Annotated in this window: 17 protein-coding genes; 8 read left to right on the top strand and 9 right to left on the bottom strand. The window is 41.0% G+C overall.

All coding sequences use genetic code 11. From position 1 onward, the window contains the following. The first annotated feature begins 714 nt into the window (after nt 1–714). A complete protein-coding gene (locus tag HWQ42_RS12790; protein ID WP_292812476.1) occupies nt 715–1,572 on the top strand; it encodes a PEP-CTERM sorting domain-containing protein in 858 nt (285 codons plus the stop codon). 896 nt (nt 1,573–2,468) lie between these two features. On the opposite strand, the gene HWQ42_RS12785 is transcribed toward HWQ42_RS12790, so the two are convergent. After that, entirely contained in the window at nt 2,469–2,717 is a 249-nt protein-coding gene (locus HWQ42_RS12785) for a hypothetical protein (protein ID WP_292812474.1), read from the bottom strand. Between the two features lie 107 nt (nt 2,718–2,824). Then, nucleotides 2,825–3,031, bottom strand: coding sequence for a hypothetical protein (locus HWQ42_RS12780; RefSeq protein WP_292812472.1), 207 nt, complete (start codon nt 3,029–3,031; stop codon nt 2,825–2,827). A 987-nt stretch (nt 3,032–4,018) separates the two neighbouring features. Here HWQ42_RS12780 and HWQ42_RS12775 point away from each other — a divergent pair. Beyond that, a complete protein-coding gene (locus HWQ42_RS12775) occupies nt 4,019–4,213 on the top strand; it encodes a DUF2256 domain-containing protein (RefSeq protein ID WP_292738449.1) in 195 nt (64 codons plus the stop codon). Next, nucleotides 4,213–5,166 (top strand): isoaspartyl peptidase/L-asparaginase, encoded by a 954-nt coding sequence (locus HWQ42_RS12770; protein ID WP_292738450.1) that lies wholly within the window; start codon nt 4,213–4,215, stop codon nt 5,164–5,166. The genes HWQ42_RS12775 and HWQ42_RS12770 overlap by 1 nt, the downstream gene beginning before the upstream one ends. On the opposite strand, the gene HWQ42_RS12765 is transcribed toward HWQ42_RS12770, so the two are convergent. The 4 genes from HWQ42_RS12765 to HWQ42_RS12750 form a co-directional block, all read right to left on the bottom strand. Beyond that, the gene (locus HWQ42_RS12765; protein ID WP_292738451.1) at nt 5,157–5,579 is read right to left on the bottom strand and encodes a DUF29 family protein; all 423 of its coding nucleotides are present in this window, start codon (nt 5,577–5,579) and stop codon (nt 5,157–5,159) included. The genes HWQ42_RS12770 and HWQ42_RS12765 overlap by 10 nt on opposite strands. Before the next feature lie 62 nt (nt 5,580–5,641). Further along, a complete protein-coding gene (gene glmU / locus HWQ42_RS12760; RefSeq protein WP_292812470.1) occupies nt 5,642–7,021 on the bottom strand; it encodes a bifunctional UDP-N-acetylglucosamine diphosphorylase/glucosamine-1-phosphate N-acetyltransferase GlmU in 1,380 nt (459 codons plus the stop codon). Between the two features lie 203 nt (nt 7,022–7,224). Next, nucleotides 7,225–8,469 carry a two-component system response regulator gene (locus HWQ42_RS12755; protein WP_292812468.1) on the bottom strand — a complete coding sequence of 415 codons (1,245 nt, stop codon included), beginning with the start codon at nt 8,467–8,469 and terminating at the stop codon, nt 7,225–7,227. Nucleotides 8,470–8,981: 512 nt separating this feature from the next. After that, a complete protein-coding gene (locus HWQ42_RS12750; RefSeq protein ID WP_292812465.1) occupies nt 8,982–9,905 on the bottom strand; it encodes an MnmC family methyltransferase in 924 nt (307 codons plus the stop codon). Nucleotides 9,906–9,931: 26 nt separating this feature from the next. On the opposite strand from HWQ42_RS12750, the gene HWQ42_RS12745 reads away from it, so the two are divergent. Next, nucleotides 9,932–10,753, top strand: coding sequence for a sulfurtransferase (locus tag HWQ42_RS12745; protein WP_292812463.1), 822 nt, complete (start codon nt 9,932–9,934; stop codon nt 10,751–10,753). Between the two features lie 107 nt (nt 10,754–10,860). Here the strand turns inward: HWQ42_RS12745 and HWQ42_RS12740 are convergent, their stop codons facing one another. Then, nucleotides 10,861–12,162: a hypothetical protein gene (locus HWQ42_RS12740; RefSeq protein ID WP_292812532.1), complete on the bottom strand. Its 1,302-nt coding sequence runs from the start codon at nt 12,160–12,162 to the stop codon at nt 10,861–10,863. A gap of 562 nt (nt 12,163–12,724) precedes the next feature. Here HWQ42_RS12740 and HWQ42_RS12735 point away from each other — a divergent pair. From HWQ42_RS12735 to HWQ42_RS12720, 4 genes are all read left to right on the top strand, one after another. Further along, complete coding sequence (locus HWQ42_RS12735) at nt 12,725–14,134, top strand: FecR family protein (protein ID WP_292812461.1); 1,410 nt, start codon at nt 12,725–12,727, stop codon at nt 14,132–14,134. A 331-nt stretch (nt 14,135–14,465) separates the two neighbouring features. After that, the gene (gene gor, locus HWQ42_RS12730) at nt 14,466–15,842 is read left to right on the top strand and encodes a glutathione-disulfide reductase (protein WP_292812458.1); all 1,377 of its coding nucleotides are present in this window, start codon (nt 14,466–14,468) and stop codon (nt 15,840–15,842) included. Between the two features lie 112 nt (nt 15,843–15,954). Then, complete coding sequence (locus HWQ42_RS12725; protein WP_292812456.1) at nt 15,955–16,590, top strand: YqiA/YcfP family alpha/beta fold hydrolase; 636 nt, start codon at nt 15,955–15,957, stop codon at nt 16,588–16,590. Nucleotides 16,591–16,695: 105 nt separating this feature from the next. Beyond that, a complete protein-coding gene (locus HWQ42_RS12720) occupies nt 16,696–17,844 on the top strand; it encodes a histidinol-phosphate transaminase (RefSeq protein ID WP_292812530.1) in 1,149 nt (382 codons plus the stop codon). Nucleotides 17,845–17,852: 8 nt separating this feature from the next. Here HWQ42_RS12720 and HWQ42_RS12715 read toward each other — a convergent pair whose 3' ends face one another. After that, nucleotides 17,853–18,407 (bottom strand): hypothetical protein, encoded by a 555-nt coding sequence (locus tag HWQ42_RS12715; protein WP_292738458.1) that lies wholly within the window; start codon nt 18,405–18,407, stop codon nt 17,853–17,855. Between the two features lie 895 nt (nt 18,408–19,302). Continuing rightward, nucleotides 19,303–19,938, bottom strand: coding sequence for a GNAT family N-acetyltransferase (locus tag HWQ42_RS12710; RefSeq protein WP_292812454.1), 636 nt, complete (start codon nt 19,936–19,938; stop codon nt 19,303–19,305). Nucleotides 19,939–19,952 lie beyond the last annotated feature (14 nt).

Raw genomic sequence — 19,952 nt, 5'->3', positions numbered from 1 at the left:
GGCAAATTAAGGGCTGAAATTTAAACGCGGATGCGCTTCTCTACGAGACGCTACGCGAACGCATTCCCACAGGGAAGGTTAGCACAACTGTGGCTAATTATTTTTTGGTAGCTTACTTATACGGCAATAAGCTTGAGCTAAGGGTAATTGGTGTAGATGCGTGTACACCGTAGCTTTTTAAGGGGGACTAAGGGCGATCTTTAGACTATGCACCTTAAGCAAACCGCATTGATATCAATCCTGACTTCGACAATTGGTATAGGCGATCGCTGCTTGATTTTACAGTGAGTTGCTTGCTCATCAAAGCATTCTCTGGCACCAACATCACTTATGTGAACTCCTCCCTACTTAATTTGTGAACTTCTCCCTACGGAATCCTTACGTAAATTCCAATTAAAAAACGCTCTTTTTTACTCAAGCTTTACAAGAAACTAGTGGATGCACGACTAGTATGAGTATGTAACCAATTAACTGCACCCCAGATTTAATAACTAAATTACTTATACGGTTATTACTTATGTAAAGTTGTAAAACTGGTAAATAAAAATTAGTCCTTAAATAGAAGATTTCTTCTACATAAGACAAACATGGCTTGAAAAGTTCCCAAGCTGACCATCCTGCTTGCCTATGATTTGTTCTTACTCATTAGTAAGGCAGTAGACAAGCATGACAAATTTGCAATCTTAACATCGTAAAATAAAAACAGAAAATTGTATGAAAAAGTACACTAAAGTTGTAAAGCGTTTTTTGGCATTGGCTACTCCAGCGATCGCTACTTCGATATTGGCAACCTTACCGAGCCAAGCTGCTACCATTGCATATTCTGAGTCAAAATTTAACATCAACAACTTTAGTAGCAGCCCTTTAGATGTTAGGACTTTGACTGATAATGTAGCCACAGCAATTAGCACAGGTGGTCAAGTAACTGCTGATGCTAACGCTGAAGCTAAGTTTAATATCGATGCAAACAACTCTGCCTCTAATTTGTCCTTCAGCCAAGCTCAAGGTCAGGGTGATGGCTATACAGGGTCGGCGGAAAGCTTTGCTGCGATTATCGGTTACGATTTTATAGTAGACAAAGAGTTTTCTTTTGATTTCAGTGGCTTATTTAACCTTAAAACATCCATTGATGATGCATTGACTGAACGTGCAAATGCTAGTGGAGAGTTCTTATATGAGTTATACGACAGCGATACTGGTAATCTTTTGGACTCTTTCAAGATTTCTGGAAATTTATCAACTATAGGTAACAATGATGCTTTTGTATTTGAACCGAGTAGTAACATAACTCTTGATTCAAGTCAGACTTCTATTGATAAATCTTTTGGCGGAACACAGGAATATGCTTTGACTAGCTTTAAGGGTAAATATTCCCGTACTTTCGATAAGTCAACTCGTTTAACCTTAATAGAATCTAAAAGTAATCAAGTGAGCGTCTATACTATCCCAGAACCCTCAACAATTCTAGGTTCGCTGTTTAGTTGCGCTATGTTTGGTGCTGTCTCGATACGCAAACGTAAAAGAGCTTCTTCGGTTGCGTTATTGGTTAATAAGGATTTAAAGTCTGTTTAGTATGTTTGCACTAAGAGAAGTTCCGGTCTGGGAAATGCCATTTATAGAAACCCCAAGTCATTAGGTATGCAGATAATTTTGTGATTTTGCACCCTGACAGACAAGCATTAAAAAATGCAAATAAATAACGATAAAAATGAAGTTGTCATCTCGAAGGGATTAAAATGCGAACTCAATCCGCATGGATTACCCTGTAGAGGCCAGTAATCCCCCGATTATTTGGTTTCGACTGAATGAATCGCACTTTATTGGTGGGTTTTCGTCCCTAACCATTACACGGCCACACTTACAAACGTGTGTTCTAGTGGATAGTGTAGGTCATTGATGCTTTCTTAATTTAATGGCCCAATGTTTTTTTGTTGTTAAAAGTTATAGATTTTCGATCTTCCACAAGTTTCTGCCCTGATTTTTTGTAATCAACAGGGCGACAATCTTTTTGGAAATGTGGATATCGTTTTAAACCCGAAGTACCCTTTTCACAATTGTCATAAAACCAAGAGATAGAAGACCATGCTTGTTCTCAACTGGTAAGTCTTTCCATTGAGTTAAGTTCATTAGCAAAAGGAAAGTTAGCTGCAAATACAGCACAATTAATTTCATAATTTATGCAAATCTTTTTTAGCTGTATTTTTAAAATTCATCCATAGCCAAATACAGCCTATTTTGAATGAATTTTTACAGTCAGAATTGCATTATCTACTGCTGTTATCTGGGCTAACTTTTTATAAGCTTTGAACTCAAAAACAAGCATGGCCAGTGAGCGACGCTCAAGTGTCGCTTTTACCTACTGCCTTATACTACTATATGTGGTATAAGATAGAGGTATTAAAAACATTCCTAACAAGCTTTTATAGGCTATGTTCATAAAAGCTTCCTACAATTTGGTTATGCCAGCTTTAGGAAACTTTTGCCGATGTAACGACAGATGCAATAGCCTTATTACCATCAGTAATAGCGCCAGCAATACCGCCAGCAATAGCACCTGAAATCTCAGCTGAAATACCGGATTTGTCTATTTTATAACTGCTCTTGATAGCATAAGAATAATTAGCTACGTAAGCAGATGCAAATCCCCCTAGTACTTGACTAAGATCGGAAACTTCATCTTCACAAAAACTGAGATCGGAAATTCTTAATCGTTCCATAAAAAAGCTCTCTTTGAAAAACGAATGTATTGCTGAAAGTTTTTGAGAACTTTCAGCAATTTTTCTATCTAAAATGCACAGTAGTACACTGTAGTACTAAGGCATATTTAGCCGGCCTGAGCACTAACTGCACCGTAACTAACAGATTTGCTGTATTTCTTGGTGACAGCAACGGCGCTAAGGACAACATCGGTGGCAGTGATGGTTGGACCAAAAGCGTATGCTTTTCCCGCAGCACTTGCAAAAGCTAATCCACCTTGAACATTCTCATTTTCAAGAACGGTTTCTACATGAGAAAGATCGTTGATAATCATGATTTTCTTTCCTAAGAGTTAGTAAGGTAAACTTGTTTGTTGTCGTGCCACTACAACTTGTTTTTTAGCAGCATACAAAGAATAGCACTATTAGAATTCCATGAATAGTAGTTTTACGTAAATTTTCTTTCAACAAAGAAAAAGCATTCTATTATCAAGTTAATGACACTTTCTAATATTTAGAGATTGCTTGAAAAGCATCTTGCTGTCTATTATCAAGTTAGTACCATTTTCTAATATTTAGAGATTGCTTGAAAAGTGTTTCATTATGGCTTTAGGCACTTTTACATTCCCTAACTTTCAGGGCTATTTAATTCGATCTATTAGGAATATTACCAACAGCATAGGCAATAAATAAATTTGGTGAAGTTAGTAATCGAAAAACTACTATCTTAAAGAGTCAATTTCAGTGCGTTAGCGTTGGCGTAGCCTCTCGTAGAGAAGCCTTGCCGCAGGCATCACCATTTTCTTGTGCAATCAGATTTTTTATTCATCTGATTTTTTTTGATTGAAACGCTTGTAAATCAGCACCTTTTAGGAAATGAAACACCCCTAACCCGTCAGGGGTGTTTCATAGCCTTCATTGGTATCAGTGAACTTAAGCTAAAACTCCTTTGAAATCTCGTTTCCAGCCTCTGTCTGGAAATGCTGTCTCCCATTACGCATTCCCAGCCTCCGACAGAGAGCTAGATAATCTCCTAAAAGCTTTTTCTAGACTGGCTTTAACTTTAATTTGAAACCAATGCAAGTCCTTGCGCCCCTATAAATCTAGAAATAATTTGGGATAATTTATTTTTTGCAAGTCCCTAAAAGAGAAGGATAGTAAGATTCAAAGCCTCTCTCTTCTTAGAAAAAATATTGCAAGTAAGTCTAAGGATAGATTGACAATATATTTATTCGTCGAATTTATCCTGCCTTCTTAGCAAACTGGTTATAATTATCTTCCATCTCCCTCAGAAATAAAATTCTCATATACACAGTATTTATATGGGACGTGTTCGTTCTAAATCTGACCTACCTACAAAAATCTGTCCGGTATGTCAACGTCCTTTCACATGGCGTAAAAAGTGGCAAGATTGTTGGGACGATGTGAAATATTGCTCAGAACGTTGTCGTCGTCGCCGTTCTGAAGCTCCAAATGAAACCAACCGCAATACAGACGCAAATAGCGCAAGAGATTAATGGAGTTACAGGTGCAACCTAAATTAATTATTCATGGAGGGGCTGGTAGTTCTCTCCACGGTAAAGGCGGATTAGAGGCGGTGCGCCGATCGCTCCATACAGTAATAGAAGAAGTTTATTCTCTGCTATTGTCAGGAGCAACTGCCTCTGAGGCAGTGGTGCAGGGTTGCCTAATGCTCGAAGACAACCCCCGTTTTAATGCTGGTACTGGTTCAGTATTACAATCTGATGGACAAATCCGTATGAGTGCTTCCTTGATGGATGGTGCATCAGGGCGGTTTAGTGGTGTGATTAATATCTCGCGGGTGAAAAATCCGATTGATTTAGCGCAATTTTTACAAAGCTCGCCAGACCGAGTGCTATCAGATTTCGGTTCGGCTGAGTTGGCGCGGGAAATGCAAATTCCCAGCTATAACGCTTTAACTGATTTGCGGTTACAAGAGTGGATACAAGAGCGCCAGGATAATTTTAAAAGCACAATGGCTGGCGTGGTAGCAGAACCCGAACTGTTAGAAACCAGCAATGCCGGACGCGGAACTATCGGTGTAGTAGCTTTAGATGCATCTGGTAAGCTAGCTGCTGGCACTTCTACTGGTGGTAAGGGATTTGAGCGGATTGGCAGGGTAAGTGATTCGGCGATGCCAGCAGGTAATTATGCTACTAGTAATGCTGGTGTTAGCTGTACTGGCATTGGCGAAGATATTATCGATGAGTGTTTAGCCGCACGGATTGTAGTGCGTGTCACTGATGGGATGTCATTGAAGGAGGCGATGCAGCGATCCTTTGGAGAAGCTCACGAGAACAAACGCGATTTAGGAGCGATTGCCTTAGATGCTAGTGGAGCGATCGCTTGGGGAAAAACTAGCGAAATCTTACTCGCCGCCTACCACGATGGCGAAAAAGTTGGTGACACCTTGGAATGGACTGGCAACGAACTGATCGGCTATTGTTGAATCAGTTTCAGGGCTTCGGCTAAAGTTTCTTGCTGGTCAACCATTGCGGCCAATTCTTGGGCTTCATAACGCCCCTCAAAAGCTTCTAGCGCCGCTCTTTTGAGTGCTACTTGATATCCTTGTTCCAGAATATCGATTAATTCTGCTTGATTCAAGTAAAAGCCACCGGATTTGCGGCGCTTGTTTATTTTGTTGATTTCCCGCACTGTATTTTCTATCGAAACATCCCAAGAGCGAGTAGAACGTTTTTCGGCCTTTTGTTTAATTAAATGGATGAGCAGAATCACACCATAACTATCAATTTTATTGATTTTGTCACTGAGGCTCATTTCTTCTAACTCATCCACCAACAGTAGCGCCTCATGGATTTTGCCTTGTTCTAGAAATTGCCTAAGTTCTAGCAGTTCTTCCATGCATGTTATATGTTGAGATTTTGGCTATAAACCACAGATTAACCGCAATTAACACCAATGAATTATTTATGTTGATCTGTGGTTTCATTTTCAACATTTTTCCTTCGCCAAGCTGGTTTCACCACCTGACGACTACGGGCAATTACCAGAGAGTCATCAGGCACATCTTCTGTCACAGTAGAACCAGCTGCAATATAGACATCATCTCCCAAGATGAGCGGAGCCACTAAAACGCTATTGGCGCCAGTTTTTGTCCGATCGCCTATTTTGGTGCGATGTTTTTTCACGCCGTCATAGTTGGCAGTAATTGTACCAGCACCAATATTCACCTGATTGCCGACAACTGTATCGCCTATATATGACAAATGTGCTACATTGGTGCGATCGCCTAATTGCGTATTTTTTAACTCCACAAAATTCCCCACACGGCAACCAGCACCCACCTGTACCTGACCACGCAAATGAGTATAAGGGCCAATTCTGCTTCCGGCCTGCACGGTGCTATTTATGACTACTGAATATTGCACTGTGACATTTTCACTTAATTGACTATTTTCAATTAAACTTCCCGGTCCAATGTGACTTCCTGTTTGGATCGCCGTATTTCCCCGCAGGTGAGTTTGGGGTTCAATAATTACATCCGGCTGCAATTCCACTGTTTCATCAATGGTGATGCTTGTGGGGTCGATGAGGGTGACACCCGCCAGCATCCATTTTTCCTTGACTCGTTTTTGCAAAATTTCGGATGCTGTTGCCAGTTGCAAGCGATCGTTGATGCCGAGAATTTCTTGATAATCTTCCACATCCACTGCCATTACTTGTCCCACCTGAGTCACGGCATCGGTAAGATAGTATTCTTTTTGGGCATTGTTTGCCTGGAGGTGGGGAAGCACCTTTGCCAAATCTGGCCAGCGAAAGCAGTAAACTCCAGCGTTAATCCGCTGATTTTGTCTTTGAACAGCCGTACAATCCTTGTGTTCGACCATTTGCTGCACAATATTTTCATCGTTACAAAAAACGCGCCCGTAGCCTGTGGGGTCAGGTAGGTGCGAGGTGAGAATAGTGGCAGAGTTTTGATTTCGGACGTGAGTTTGTAACATCTGCTTAAGAGTTTCGCTGCGTATTAACGGTAAATCGCCGTTAAGTACCAGCAAATCTCCAGTGTAATTTTCCAAGTGAGGAAGTAATTGCTGGATAGCATGACCTGTCCCCAATTGCACAGTTTGTTCGACAAACTCCAAACAGGGAATTGAATGCATGGCGGCTTGCACCTCCTCGGATTGATATCCCACAATCACGATTCGCCGTGAGGGCGAAAGTGGTTCTACACTTTCGAGAACTCTCTCTACTAGCGATCGCCCACCTAAAGAATGTAAAACCTTGGGTAAGCGTGATTTCATCCGTGTGCCGCGTCCCGCCGCTAGAATTGCTACAACTACCATAATTAGCTATCAGCTATCAGTGAAATTGTGATTAATGCTGTTGGTACTTTAAAATCTCGGCTCAAATCATACCAGCTAATTATAGAAGACTGAAAATATTAAAGGAGTTGGAATTCAGGAGTCGGTATAACTTCACTCCTCAAAAGCAGAGATGATCGTAAATACCAATTAGCGTTCATGACGCAGCGACAAATCAATACTCCCTATTCCCCACTCCTCTCTTGTTCCTGACAAGAGCGAATAAACTCTGCAAACTGCTGCATTAATTTGGGGTTACGCCAACCGGAATCAGTTTCTTCTTGCATTACTAAAAGTGCTTCTGTTGAAGTAAAAGCTTTTTTATAAGGTCGTTCACTGGTTAGGGCATCATAAATATCAATTAACTGAAACACTTGCGCCAGGTAGGGAATATCATCCTCCTTGAGTTGATCGGGGTAGCCTGAGCCATTCCAGCGTTCGTGGTGATGACGAATAATCGGAATTACACCCCGCATACTCCGTAGTGGCTGGCAGATTTTTTCTCCAATCAAAACGTGCTGCTGCATAATTTGCCAATCTTCGGGAGTGAGTTTGCCTTTTTTTAGCAGCACAGCATCGGGAATACCCACCTTACCGATATCGTGGAGATAACCACCCCACATCAAATCTCGAATTTGATAGCGTGAGAGGTTGAGGTATTCACCAAAAACTTGTCCCAGTTTTACTAGACGTTCGCAATGGTTGCCTGTATTAGGATCGCGGCTTTCAATGGACATGGCAATGGAAAACAGTACTTGTTCGGCATGGTCTAAATCTTCATTAAGACGCTTTTGCCGCACCAAGGACTTTACACGCGCCGCCAGTTCTACCCGATCGAAGGGTTTAGTGAGAAAATCATCTGCCCCAACTTCAATTCCCCGAATGCGCGATCGCCTGTCATTTAACGCTGTAATAAAAATTACTGGGATTAGCCTAGTTTGCTCATCCTGTTTAAGTAATTGGCACACTTCAAATCCATCCATTCCTGGCATCATTACATCCAGCAAAATCAAATCTGGTTGTTTTTGAGTTACCAATCCCACAACAATAGAACCACAGTCCGCCTCAATCACTTCGTATCCTTCCATCCCCAAGAGGGCAACAGCAGTCATCCGACTGGCGGCATGATCGTCAACTACTAAAACCTTCGGCGGATCGAAATCAAACCCATTCACTTTAAAACCTTTGGCTTGTAGTGTTCTAGAGACCAATAAATCATCACCACAATTAACATCAGATTTTATCCAAGAAGACATTGCTTGCCTATCTTCAAGCATAAGGTCTTCTTGAGATAAGCCTAAAGAATAACTCTCCGCATTTTGCGATTCCACGGCATGATTTGAACCGATACTCTTCACTGTGCTAATGGGGTTTGACCCATTAACAATTTTTTCTGTAAAGCCTGTATGGTTGGATTTCCATTGAATCACAAAGGCACTCCAAGTTTTTGCACAAGTTAACAGTGTCAGATTTTAAAAACAAATTTAATATTCGACTGTATCTGAGTCCGAGTTCCGATATGGATTATGCATGATGTCAAGCTGCCGATCGGAATCTTTCGCAGCATGTATCTTTTATGTTACAAACAAGGTGTATCTTGTTGTCAAATTTTTTGCTTCTAATTCCAGTATGATAATTTCTCACAAATGTTAAATCGGGTTTTTTACGGAGATTTTTTAGCCTTGTGGCATCAGAAAGCGTTAAAATTGACTGCTTTATATCGAGATACCGGATTTTGAGTTTCAAGTCTTTATCAAGTCTTTATAATAATCATTAGATATAAATGTTTTTATTTTTATTCAGTTGTAACAATACCCAAGTACTGTTACATAGTATGTGATATTAAATACTAACACATAAATAAGCTATTTGGCTTGTAAAAACTCGTAGAATTAGCCTTTCAGTCCATAGGCGTAGCATATTGTATGATATTGTAATCAAACTACAAACTAGTGCCCATAAAATCCCTGCCTTGTGTCCCCAATAGCCACCTTTTTCGCCAATGAGAGGTAGGTTCTAGGCAAGAGGTTTGTTGCTCTTGTTGTCGCCGCCTAACTATGACTTCGGTTGGATCGCTCAATTGAGGATCGTGATAGGGAATAGCAGCACGAGTTAGCAAGTGTTCTTTTTCAACTTCTGAGAGGGTAGTGAGTGGGGAGTCGTCTTTAGACTCAGCATTTTTAGAATGTGTTGCCACAGTACCAGGCGATCGCCTTCCTACGGGTGGGGTAGAACCTATCACCAAGCCAGCAGCCAAAAGTGCTGTACGTACAGCAGGAGCACAAGAATAGGTGGCTAATAAACCATCTGGATGTAAACACAATGACAGCTGTTTAATAAATTCAACAGTCCATAATTGAGGACACTGTGGTGGTGAAAAGGGATCGAGGAAAATTGCATCTGCCCAGAAACTCGACTGACGTACTAGCGCAATCGTAGTTCTAGCATCGCCAATTAGTAGCTTCGCTTTCAGGCAAGGTGTTTGTACTTGATGCTCAAAAGCTAGCTTTTTCAAAATTTCAATATAGTTACAGTTCCAATTGTCGAACAACTGATGAGCGATCGCCGCTCGTGGAACTGCTGGATTCAGTTCTAAACCGATTACTTCAACACAACAACTAGGATTCACTGCCCAAATTATTTGCAAAGCAGCAGCTGTGTTATATCCTAGACCATAACAAACATCCAATAGTCGTAAGATCGGTTTTTGCGCTGCTGTAGCCAGTTGAGTAGGTTCCACAAACTTGCAAAAACTTTCCTGCTGCGCTCCAGAATGGCTGTGAAAGGATTCACCAAACTCTTGAGAGACAAAGGTGAAAGAACCATCTGCTGTTAACTTAGGTGTAAAATTCTCTAAGTCTGACATCTTACAAAAAAATTAAATAATGACTAATGCCCAATTCCCAATTTGTTGTTTCGCCAGCTTGGCTTTTTAAACATCTAGAAGATCCACAAGTCGTTATTGTGGATTGTCGCTTTTCTTTAGCCGATCCACAATTAGGACAACAACAGTATCAAACAAGTCATATAGAGGGGTCGTATTACTTGGATTTGAATCAGGATCTTTCCAGTCCAGTGGGTAAGCATGGCGGAAGACATCCTTTACCTAACCCTAATGATATAGCTAACAAATTGGCAGCGATTGGGGTAAATTACCAAAAAAGTTTAGTTGTAGCTTATGATGATTCGCGCTTTGCTTTTGCAGCTCGTCTATGGTGGCTGTTGCGCTATCTAGGACATGAGCAAGTAGCAGTACTAGATGGCGGCTTGACTGGATGGCAAAAAGCTGGATATTCTGTTACAGATGTTATTCCTCCCCCTCGAATGGGTACGTTTGTCGCTCAAGTACAAACAGAAAAGGTGGTAGATATTACAGCGGTAAAAAGCCGCAAAGATAGCCACAAGGTAGTATTGGTAGATTCAAGAGAGAGCGATCGCTACCGAGGTGAACGAGAGCCAATTGATAAAATTGCTGGGCATATTCCCGGTGCAGTCAACTATCCCTGGCAAGAAGTTACAGACTCTTCCGGCTACCTACTTCCTCAAGAAGAACAACGGCGTCGGTGGGAAAAGCTAGAAACATCTGAAGAAATATTCGTATATTGCGGTTCTGGCGTTACTGCTTGTGTGAATTTACTTTCTTTAGAATTAGCTGGTATTAGCAAGGGGAAACTTTATGTTGGTAGCTGGAGTGATTGGATTTCCTATTTATAGTCATTAGTCATTAGTCACTTGTACTGAGCGTAGTCGAAGTATTGGTCATTGGTCATTAGTTTTTAATAAAGGATAAATTACAAAGGACAAATGACTAATGACAAATTTCAAAACTTACCTAATTGCAAACCATAATTAATACTGAAGAACCAGCCATCAAAATCAATGTTTTCGGCGGTTGAACTACCTAAACTTACTCCAGCTTGGACATTCATAAAAATGGTATCGGATATTCGGTAATTTAAGTGTCCGAATAGCCGGTAAAATTCGTCTTCTCGATCGCGCTGTGTAAAGTCTGATAAACTCATTTGGTAGTCAATACCAACCTGGAGAGGCTTTTGTAGGTAGTAGTTCAGAGACACCCAAAAGGAATTGATTATCCGATTACGACTTTGGGGATCGGCAAAATTTACACTCAATTCGTAGAAGCTATCTAGGGTTAATCTTGAAGTTAGGGGATCTCGCCGTCCCAAAGACAGTTGTAGGGAATTTTCATTTAAAAAGCGATCGCCTGCTTTGAAGCTATCGAAGCGATCGCTGTTGTTGGCATAAAATAAATGTTGATTGCTCCAACTGATTTCTCCAAACATTCGTTGGGATAGCTGTTGGTAAATACTGAGATTGAATCTCAACTGGTTGTAATGATATTCTGACTGATTTATATAACGAATCAGATTGCCATCAATTGAGCCATTTACAAAAGTCTTAGATCCCAAAGGGAAATATGTAGAGGCTAGTGTCAGTCCAGAAATAATTAAACCATCTTCTATGGGACTATCATTTGAGGAAAAAATGTTATTTGTCTGGAAGTAGCCGACACGTCCTTGTAGATAGCCGATAGGTTTAAACTGAGGTACAGGTTGTTCTGTCGGTGGTGGTAGCTGTTGTTCTAGGGGTCGTAACCGTACCCGCAACCCCAATTCGCGATCGCTATTAGATTCAAATGGTAGTTTTGGCGATCGTAGCAGTTCTATCAACCTCTCTCGCCTTTGAGAATACTCTCTCTCAGGTAAATTTAATAGTTGCTCCTTTGAGTCTGAAGGAGATATGGGCAAATTATTTGGCGGAGATTCTAGCTGTGGCGGGTCATTTTGCTTTTGAGTATCTATAGGTTCTTCGGTTTGATCTGGGATTTGAGTCGTTTCTGGTGTTTGCTGTGCCAGATTTAACGGCATCGGAAAGTCTAAAGTATGTGACTCACTCGACAGCTTGCACAAAGAGTTAATTGCTTTTTGCTCCAACTTATGACATAACTGCTCATGAGTTACCTGTATACTTGCTAAATGATTAGGATGCAAAACATCTGTAATTGCAGATTCTGCCGCATCTACTCTAATGCAACACCAGCTTCCACCACTGGACGTTAACAAAATACAAAAAAACAAATTTTTCCAGTTCTTGAGTCGCATCTGGTTAGATCGCATTGATTGCGTTTGGCAAATGTAGACCAACAAGTTGTATCGGAAGTTCCGACTACAAAGATACAGTTGATTGCATCTATTTTAGCTTTGTAGGTATATACTGAAACTACAAACTAAAATTACTGCTTTTCGGATTTTTCCCAGATTTTTTTTGTAAAACTGAGATGCTCCGATAAAATTCCTGCTTAAATTTTAGTGAAATACAGCCAGTGGATAGTTTCACAACAAATCTTAGCAAGTTATTGTCCCCCATAATTAATGACTCTCTGCCTGAAGTGATTATAAAGGATTATATGTAAGGTACTTCTCGTTTATTTTTTTATATCAAATACTAACTTCCCAATTTCCCACAGACTTGATTACATACAATTTCAGTTTCATAAGAAAAACTTAAATCAATTAAATACATATATTTCATTGATTATCTATTTGATGCATTAAATCTAAATTAAAATTTAAACTAATTTACCTAAAAAACTCTTACAACAATTAGCATTAGCTTAAACTTTAAATTTTATGATATTAGTTAAAGGTCACAATTTCTCAAACTATGTTTTATAAATCGTTTCCATTATTGGTGATTGGTTTATGGGGACTTATAGTACTGCCTTTGCAAAATCGGGTAAGTGCTATAACTCCTCTAACGCGAGCAGAGATTCAGAACCTCCGCAACATCGTACAACTAATACCCAAAGATAAATTGAAGAAACGTGCTGCACGCAAATTAGATGCAATGACTCCTGGGGACGGGCTGTCAACTGGCCGAGCTTCTCTAGCAGATTTGCGTTTTAATGATGGCTCTTTGGCACGAGTTGGAGAACAGGCGTTATTTCAATTTTTGCCGAAAACTCGTGACTTTAAACTGACAAACGGGACTGTGTTGTTGCTCATCCCACCAGGAAAGGGGCAAACACGTATACAAACACCAAATGCAGCAGCAGCAATTCGTGGTTCAGCATTATTTGTACGCTACGACCAACAAACAGACACCACGATTGTGGGTGCGCTAACAAATAGCGGCATTGAAGTTTCTAACAAGAAAGCTTCTCAAACTCAGGTTTTGGAAGCAGGACAAATGGTGATTATAGTTAAAGGCGAATTTCAGAGGTTATATGATTTTGATCTAAGAAATTTTTATGAAACGAGCCAGATGGTTCGGGAACTTGATTTGAATAGGCAGGTTCAAGCTGAAACTTCTGCGGCTTTGGAAGCACAGCCACCGATAAAAGGCGAGGGAGTAATTGAAAACCCCTCTTTTGTGCAGCTAACTCCTACACCCGACACCTCAACTGAGACAACATCCGACACCTCAACTAAGACAACACCCGACACCTCAACTAAGACAACACCCGACACCTCAACTAAGACAACACCCGACACCCCAATTGAGCCAACACCCGACACCCCAGTTGAGCCAACACCCGACACCCCAATTGAGACAACACCCGACACCCCAGTTGAGCCAACACCCGTAACTCCAGTAACTCCAACACCCGTAACTCCAGTAACTCCAACACCTGTAACCTCAACAGATCCAACACCCGTAACCCCAATAGATCCAACACCCGTAACCCCAATAGATCCAACACCTGTAACTCCAGTAACTCCAACACCCGTAACCTCAACAGATCCAACACCCGTAACTCCAGTAACTCCAACACCCGTAACTCCAGTAACTCCAACACCTGTAACCTCAACAGATCCAACACCCGTAACCCCAATAGATCCAACACCCGTAACCCCAATAGATCCAACACCTGTAACTCCAGTAACTCCAACACCCGTAATCCCAATAGATCCAACACCCGTAACTCCAACACCCGTAACTCCAACACCTGTAACTCCAACACCTGTAACTCCAACACCTGTAACTCCAACACCTGTAACACCCGTAACTCCAACACCTGTAACACCCGTAACTCCAACACCTGTAACCCCAACTGACTCTCCAAGTACATAAAAATTGCTAATGGGGTAAAAAATGCTATGCAAACGCCGAAGGCAGTATGTTTTGTCATAATTTTGCGTAATTCCTGTGGAACTTAGCTGCTTCAATGCAGTAGCACAGACTTATGCTCGATTAGGGGCAGAACTATACAACTGTTAACTACTGCCTTTACTGCCACCAAAGCAAAAAGTGATATTCCCTACGACCAGATAGCATCTGCTAACGCTAGATTAAATCAAGGACAGGACTTACACAGCATTCACCGGATATCCTTATATAGTTCAATCACGTTCTGTGTGTAAGTTCCCAGGAACTCACTTGTTGCTAAAGAGAACATAAACTTATGGCTTTTGATTACGACCTGTTTGTAATTGGTGCGGGTTCTGGAGGTTTGGCGGCTTCCAAACGAGCGGCTAGCTACGGCGCAAAAGTGGCGATCGCTGAATATGATTTAGTTGGTGGCACTTGTGTGATTCGCGGTTGCGTTCCCAAAAAACTCATGGTCTATGGCTCTCACTTTCCCGAACTGTTCAGTGACGCTTCAGGCTATGGCTGGAAAGTAGGTAATGTTGAGTTTGATTGGGAATATTTCATTACATCTATAGATAAGGAAGTTCGGCGGCTGTCGCAGCTACACATCAACTTCTTAGAAAAAGCTGGAGTGGCACTAATTTCTGGTCGCGCCACATTGGTAGATCCCCACACTGTAGAAGTTGATGGACGCAAAATTACAGCAGACAAAATTTTAATTGCTGTTGGTGGGCGTCCTGTCAAGCCAGATTTACCAGGGATGGAACATGGCATTACCTCTAACGAAATCTTTCATCTAAAAGAACAACCAAAACACATCGTCATTATTGGCGCTGGTTATATCGGCACGGAATTTGCTTGTATTATGCGCGGTTTGGGTTCTGAGGTGACACAAATTACTAGAGGTGAAAAGATTTTAAATGGTTTTGATGAAGATGTCCGCATAGAAATTGAAGAGGGTATGACGAACCACGGAATTCGCTTGATTAAGAATAATGTGGTGAAAGCAATTGAACGTATCCCAGAAGGGTTGAAACTGACTTTATCAGGGGATGACCAAGAACCACTGATTGCCGATGTGTTTTTAGTAGCGACCGGTCGAACTCCCAATGTAGATGGATTAGGTTTAGAAAACGCTGGGATTGATGTTGTAGCTAGTTCTATCGAAGGGCCTGGATACCCAACCACAAATGCGATCGCAGTCAATGAATATAGTCAAACTAGTCAACCGAATATATTTGCTGTTGGCGATGTCACCGACCGAATCAATTTAACTCCCGTGGCCATTGGCGAAGGTCGCGCCTTTGCCGATACTGAATTTGGGAATAATCGCCGCGAATTCAGTCACGAAACTGTGCCCACAGCCATATTTTCTAACCCAGAAGCCGCAACAGTCGGCTGGACAGAAGCCGAAGCACGGGAAAAAATCGGTGATGCCGTCAAAATTTTTCGCACTCGCTTCCGCCCCATGTACCACAGTTTGACTGGTAAGCAAGAGAAGACAATGATGAAGTTGGTGGTTGATGGCAACACCGACAAAGTTCTAGGCGCTCACATGGTAGGTGAAAGTGCCGCTGAGATTATCCAAGGTGTAGCGATCGCAGTCAAGATGGGCGCAACCAAAAAAGACTTTGATGCTACTGTGGGTGTCCATCCCTCAGCCGCAGAGGAATTTGTCACAATGCGCTAATAAAACTTAGGAGTGAGGAGTTCTGAGTTATGAATTATAAGTGAGCCACAACAATTGATAAATCTTTATTTATCAACACTCAATAATTTTTAACTCCTAACTATTGACAACTTTGGACTACATATATCTTCACGGATTTGCTTCTAGCCCTAAATCTGCCAAAGCGCAGGATATAGGCGATCACTTTACCCAAATTCAAACAAATCTGAAAATTCCCGATCTCAATGCTGGCGATTTTTCCCAATTGACAATCACTCGTCAGCTCACTCAAGTGGCCGCAGAATTCAGCAATGATTCTACACCAGTAACACTCATTGGCTCAAGTTTGGGTGGTTTGACTGCTGCCCATTTGGGACAACAAAGTTTGGAAGTGCAACGCTTAGTTTTGCTAGCACCAGCTTTCGGGTTTTTATCCCATTGGTTGCCTAAGCTAGGGGATGAAGAAGTACAGCGTTGGCAACAGGAAAAATATATCATGGTCTACCACTATGGGGAGCAGCGCCCACTTCCCTTAAGTTACGATTTCGTTACAGATGCTGCCCAATACCAAGAAAAGCTTTTGCAACGCCCTATCTCCACGCTGATTTTGCATGGGAAAAAGGATGAAGTCATTCCCATAAAAGCTAGTCAGGACTTTGCGCAATCGCGTCCTTGGGTGGAGTTAGTCGAACTCGACAGCGATCACGCCTTGAGTAATGTTATGGAAGAAATTTGGCAGTCAATTCGCCTCTTTTGCCAATTACCTTGAAGTTGTAAAATATTAGACTCACACATAACTAATGTCCTTAGTCATTTGTCCTTTGTTAGTTACTAATGACCAATGACTAATGACCAATGACTAATGACTAAAACTATGCTTCCCTTCATTCGGTCAGATTTAGCCCAATTCACTGCTTATAAACCTCACCCCAGTAGCGATACAGCCGATTCTGTCGCCACACAGTTCGATCGGCTAGATACAAATGAAAGCCCTTACGATTTACCACCTGAGTTAAAAGAGAAGCTGGCGTGGACGTATCAGCAAGTAATTGAAACAAATCGTTATCCCGATGGTGGACATGAAACACTTAAGGATGCGATCGCTGAGTACGTTAATCAGTCAGCCGCCCTCTCATCATCCTTGTTTACTGCTGCCAATATTTCTGTTGGTAATGGTTCAGATGAACTAATCCGCTCTTTATTAATCGCCACCTGTCTAGGAGGAGAAGGATCAATTCTCGTTGCCAATCCCACTTTCTCAATGTACGGCATTTTGGCACAAACTTTGGGCATTCCTGTAGTGGCGGTGGGAAGAAATGAAACAAATTTTGAAATTGACATAAGCGCCGCACAGTCTGCGATCGAACAAACTCAAAATCCCCCGATTCGCGTGGTTTTCGTAGTGCATCCCAATTCGCCGACTGCCAACAGCTTAACTGCGGCAGAGTTGGCATGGCTAAGAAGTTTGCCACAGGATATTTTAGTAGTAATTGATGAAGCTTACTTTGAATTCAGCCAAACTACCCTAGTAGGTGAATTAGCACAGCATCCTAATTGGGTGATATTACGCACTTTTTCTAAAGCTTTCCGATTAGCATCTCTCCGTATTGGTTATTGCGTCGCTCATTCCGAAGCGATCGCCATTTTAGAAAAAGTTCGCTTACCCTATAATCTCCCCAGTTTTTCCATAGCAGCAGCATTAGTTGGTTTACAAAATCGTACACTTTTGCTGGAATCAATTCCCCAGACCCTGAGTGAACGAGCCAAACTCATCGAAATTTTATCCCAGCAACCAGAACTACAAGTCACCCCAAGTGCTGCCAACTTTATTTACCTGCGTCTTAAACCAAATAGCTTTAATTCACAAGATGCTGCTTTAAAAACTTTCCACCAGAAACTTAGAACACTCGGCACTCTTGTACGGCACATTAGCGGAGGATTGCGAATTACTGTCGGAACGATAGAGGAGAATGGTCGCACCGTTAATCGAGTAAAAGCTGCTTTGGCAAATTTGTCATCTTAGCAATTTACTCAGTAATTAAACCTGCTATTCACCTCACTGCCCAAACGGCGTACTACTCCAACTGTTTGTGGCAGCACACCCACTAAAAGAGCAAAGGCAACATCCGGCAAAAGAGACACTATTTCTGGTGGAAAGTATTGTTCAAATTGATCGAGAATTTTCTGGACTCGCTGCCCAGGCAGTGGGTTTTCTGTAATTTGTTTGATCAATCGAATCCACTGTCGCCTAATCAAGTAAGCCTTCTGGCGTTCTTCATTAGATTCAGGAGTTAATAAAGACAGATTACCTATGGGCAGTGCCCTTTGGCAATCACAATCATAATCCCCACCGACAGCAGCCCCAGGCCCAGCAAACTCTGCATGGTAGCGTTTAAAGAGTATTAATCCATTTCGCCTACGACTATTGACGATGAAAACTTCTCCACTGTGCAAACGTGTAAGGATATCCGAGCCTTGCGATTGCTCAGTTCCGTCTGACATGACAACAGAGTCAAGGAAAGTAGTTTCAGGGTAATAAGTTGATACCATAGAGGTCTGATAGCGTCGATGCTGTTCGCTATCCATGTTTTTTAAACTTTTAATGAATGTTGTTGTAGTATGCACTTCAAAACGGAACTAGCTGTTATATCAAATCAAGTTTTTGAATTCTTTTATTATCAAGACCTTTCTAGTCAATCTCACTAAAAATAGCAATATATAGGCGTTGTTTCAGTAATTAAGTGATTATATTTTATGAGATATAACTACATTTGTCTGTAAACTATACTAGTGTTTTCTTAAAGTTTTTATAAAGATGAATATATGAATTACAAAGTTATTATGAGGAAGTAATGATTTCTTTCAACGCGATTTAGCGTATGTTCCCATTATAGTCCATTTTCATCTATATCGATTGCTTTAAAAAATTTGTTAAGCATAAATCCCAAAAGCTAAATTTAACATTTTTTAATATTAAAAATATTTGCCAAAAAGATAATTTGTTTATAGCGACGAGGGCATTTTTCGTAAAAAGTTAAAATAAAATATTCTTTTGATAAAAAATTATCAAAAGCTTTTTACTCGCTTCGTAAATTAACAAACATGTTTGAGTTTTGATTTATTAAGACTCCTATTTGATTGCGTGAAAAAACTTAGTATAACTCAAAGAGCCTTCTTTATCGTTAGCTCTTGCCTGCTAAATCAAGTAAGTCCTGGAAATCAAAGCGGATTTATATGGATATTTAGCTAATATTGGCTAAATTTCTAATTAAACCCCGTTCATTTGAAAACCTAGAGTTCTTAATAAGAGTATATTATCTAGTCCTGGCTTGAGTTTTGAGCTTTCTCTGAGTCAAAATAATTGTGGTTATAAAGGTAGACGTGGTTTAGCTTATTTTGTGTTTGATTACCGCTATGAGTTACAGATTTTATCGAATTAATTGGAATGGAATACAAAACTTGACAATTGCCAAAACAAAACTCAGAGAATGGAATCAGCACTCAGGTGCTTATGCAATAACATCTGGCTTGAGCGTCTTAGAAGAAGTGTATTCCAATTAGATTCGACTTTATGCACTCGATATCCCAGCTTGAAATAAAGCTGTCGTGCTTGATGGTTATTTTCTAAAACATGGAGATATAAGTCTTGAAATCCCCACTCGCGAGAGACTTTTTCACAGCTAGTAAGTAATCCTGAAGCCACACCATGTCTACGGTATTTTGGGTGAACCGCTAAATTAGATAAGTAAGGAAAACCTACACCAATTTGGCTCCATGAATCACTACTGTAGCGTACACCCATTTCCACACTTCCTACTAAGTTATTAGCCTCACCAGTAGTAGCTTCAAGGGCAACTAAGCACACATGACGGGGCGCAGGTGATGCCATCCGATGCCTTAAGTCTTCGTAAATACCCAGACGTAGCAACGGAAAAGCCCATCCCCATATACCCTTGTGGGAGTGAAAGCTTTCAGTAATAATTTGGGCAACACCAATCAAATCAGCAGGTGTAGCTGTACGAATTTGGAATTGGCAGGATGCTGGATCGATTGGCTGTTGGTGGTATGGGTGAAAAAACCGATATTTCAAGGCTAGTTTAGTATTGATTTTATTCAACAAAAATTTTCTCA

The organism is Nostoc sp. JL23, from assembly GCF_017115065.1.
Lineage (GTDB): Bacteria > Cyanobacteriota > Cyanobacteriia > Cyanobacteriales > Nostocaceae > Nostoc > Nostoc punctiforme_A.
The sequence above is the reverse complement of the archived record's forward strand: the minus strand, read 5'-3'. Positions and strand labels throughout refer to the sequence as shown.

What these genes read in the sequence shown, in the direction of transcription:
- HWQ42_RS12790 (WP_292812476.1), top strand. Translation starts at nt 715, where the DNA reads ATGAAAAAGTACACTAAAGTTGTAAAGCGTTTTTTGGCATTGGCTACT.
- HWQ42_RS12785 (WP_292812474.1), bottom strand. Translation starts at nt 2,717, where the DNA reads ATGGAACGATTAAGAATTTCCGATCTCAGTTTTTGTGAAGATGAAGTT.
- HWQ42_RS12780 (WP_292812472.1), bottom strand. Translation starts at nt 3,031, where the DNA reads ATGATTATCAACGATCTTTCTCATGTAGAAACCGTTCTTGAAAATGAG.
- HWQ42_RS12775 (WP_292738449.1), top strand. Translation starts at nt 4,019, where the DNA reads ATGGGACGTGTTCGTTCTAAATCTGACCTACCTACAAAAATCTGTCCG.
- HWQ42_RS12770 (WP_292738450.1), top strand. Translation starts at nt 4,213, where the DNA reads ATGGAGTTACAGGTGCAACCTAAATTAATTATTCATGGAGGGGCTGGT.
- HWQ42_RS12765 (WP_292738451.1), bottom strand. Translation starts at nt 5,579, where the DNA reads ATGGAAGAACTGCTAGAACTTAGGCAATTTCTAGAACAAGGCAAAATC.
- glmU (WP_292812470.1), bottom strand. Translation starts at nt 7,021, where the DNA reads ATGGTAGTTGTAGCAATTCTAGCGGCGGGACGCGGCACACGGATGAAA.
- HWQ42_RS12750 (WP_292812465.1), bottom strand. Translation starts at nt 9,905, where the DNA reads ATGTCAGACTTAGAGAATTTTACACCTAAGTTAACAGCAGATGGTTCT.
- HWQ42_RS12745 (WP_292812463.1), top strand. Translation starts at nt 9,932, where the DNA reads ATGCCCAATTCCCAATTTGTTGTTTCGCCAGCTTGGCTTTTTAAACAT.
- HWQ42_RS12740 (WP_292812532.1), bottom strand. Translation starts at nt 12,162, where the DNA reads ATGCGACTCAAGAACTGGAAAAATTTGTTTTTTTGTATTTTGTTAACG.
- HWQ42_RS12735 (WP_292812461.1), top strand. Translation starts at nt 12,725, where the DNA reads ATGTTTTATAAATCGTTTCCATTATTGGTGATTGGTTTATGGGGACTT.
- gor (WP_292812458.1), top strand. Translation starts at nt 14,466, where the DNA reads ATGGCTTTTGATTACGACCTGTTTGTAATTGGTGCGGGTTCTGGAGGT.
- HWQ42_RS12720 (WP_292812530.1), top strand. Translation starts at nt 16,696, where the DNA reads ATGCTTCCCTTCATTCGGTCAGATTTAGCCCAATTCACTGCTTATAAA.
- HWQ42_RS12715 (WP_292738458.1), bottom strand. Translation starts at nt 18,407, where the DNA reads ATGGATAGCGAACAGCATCGACGCTATCAGACCTCTATGGTATCAACT.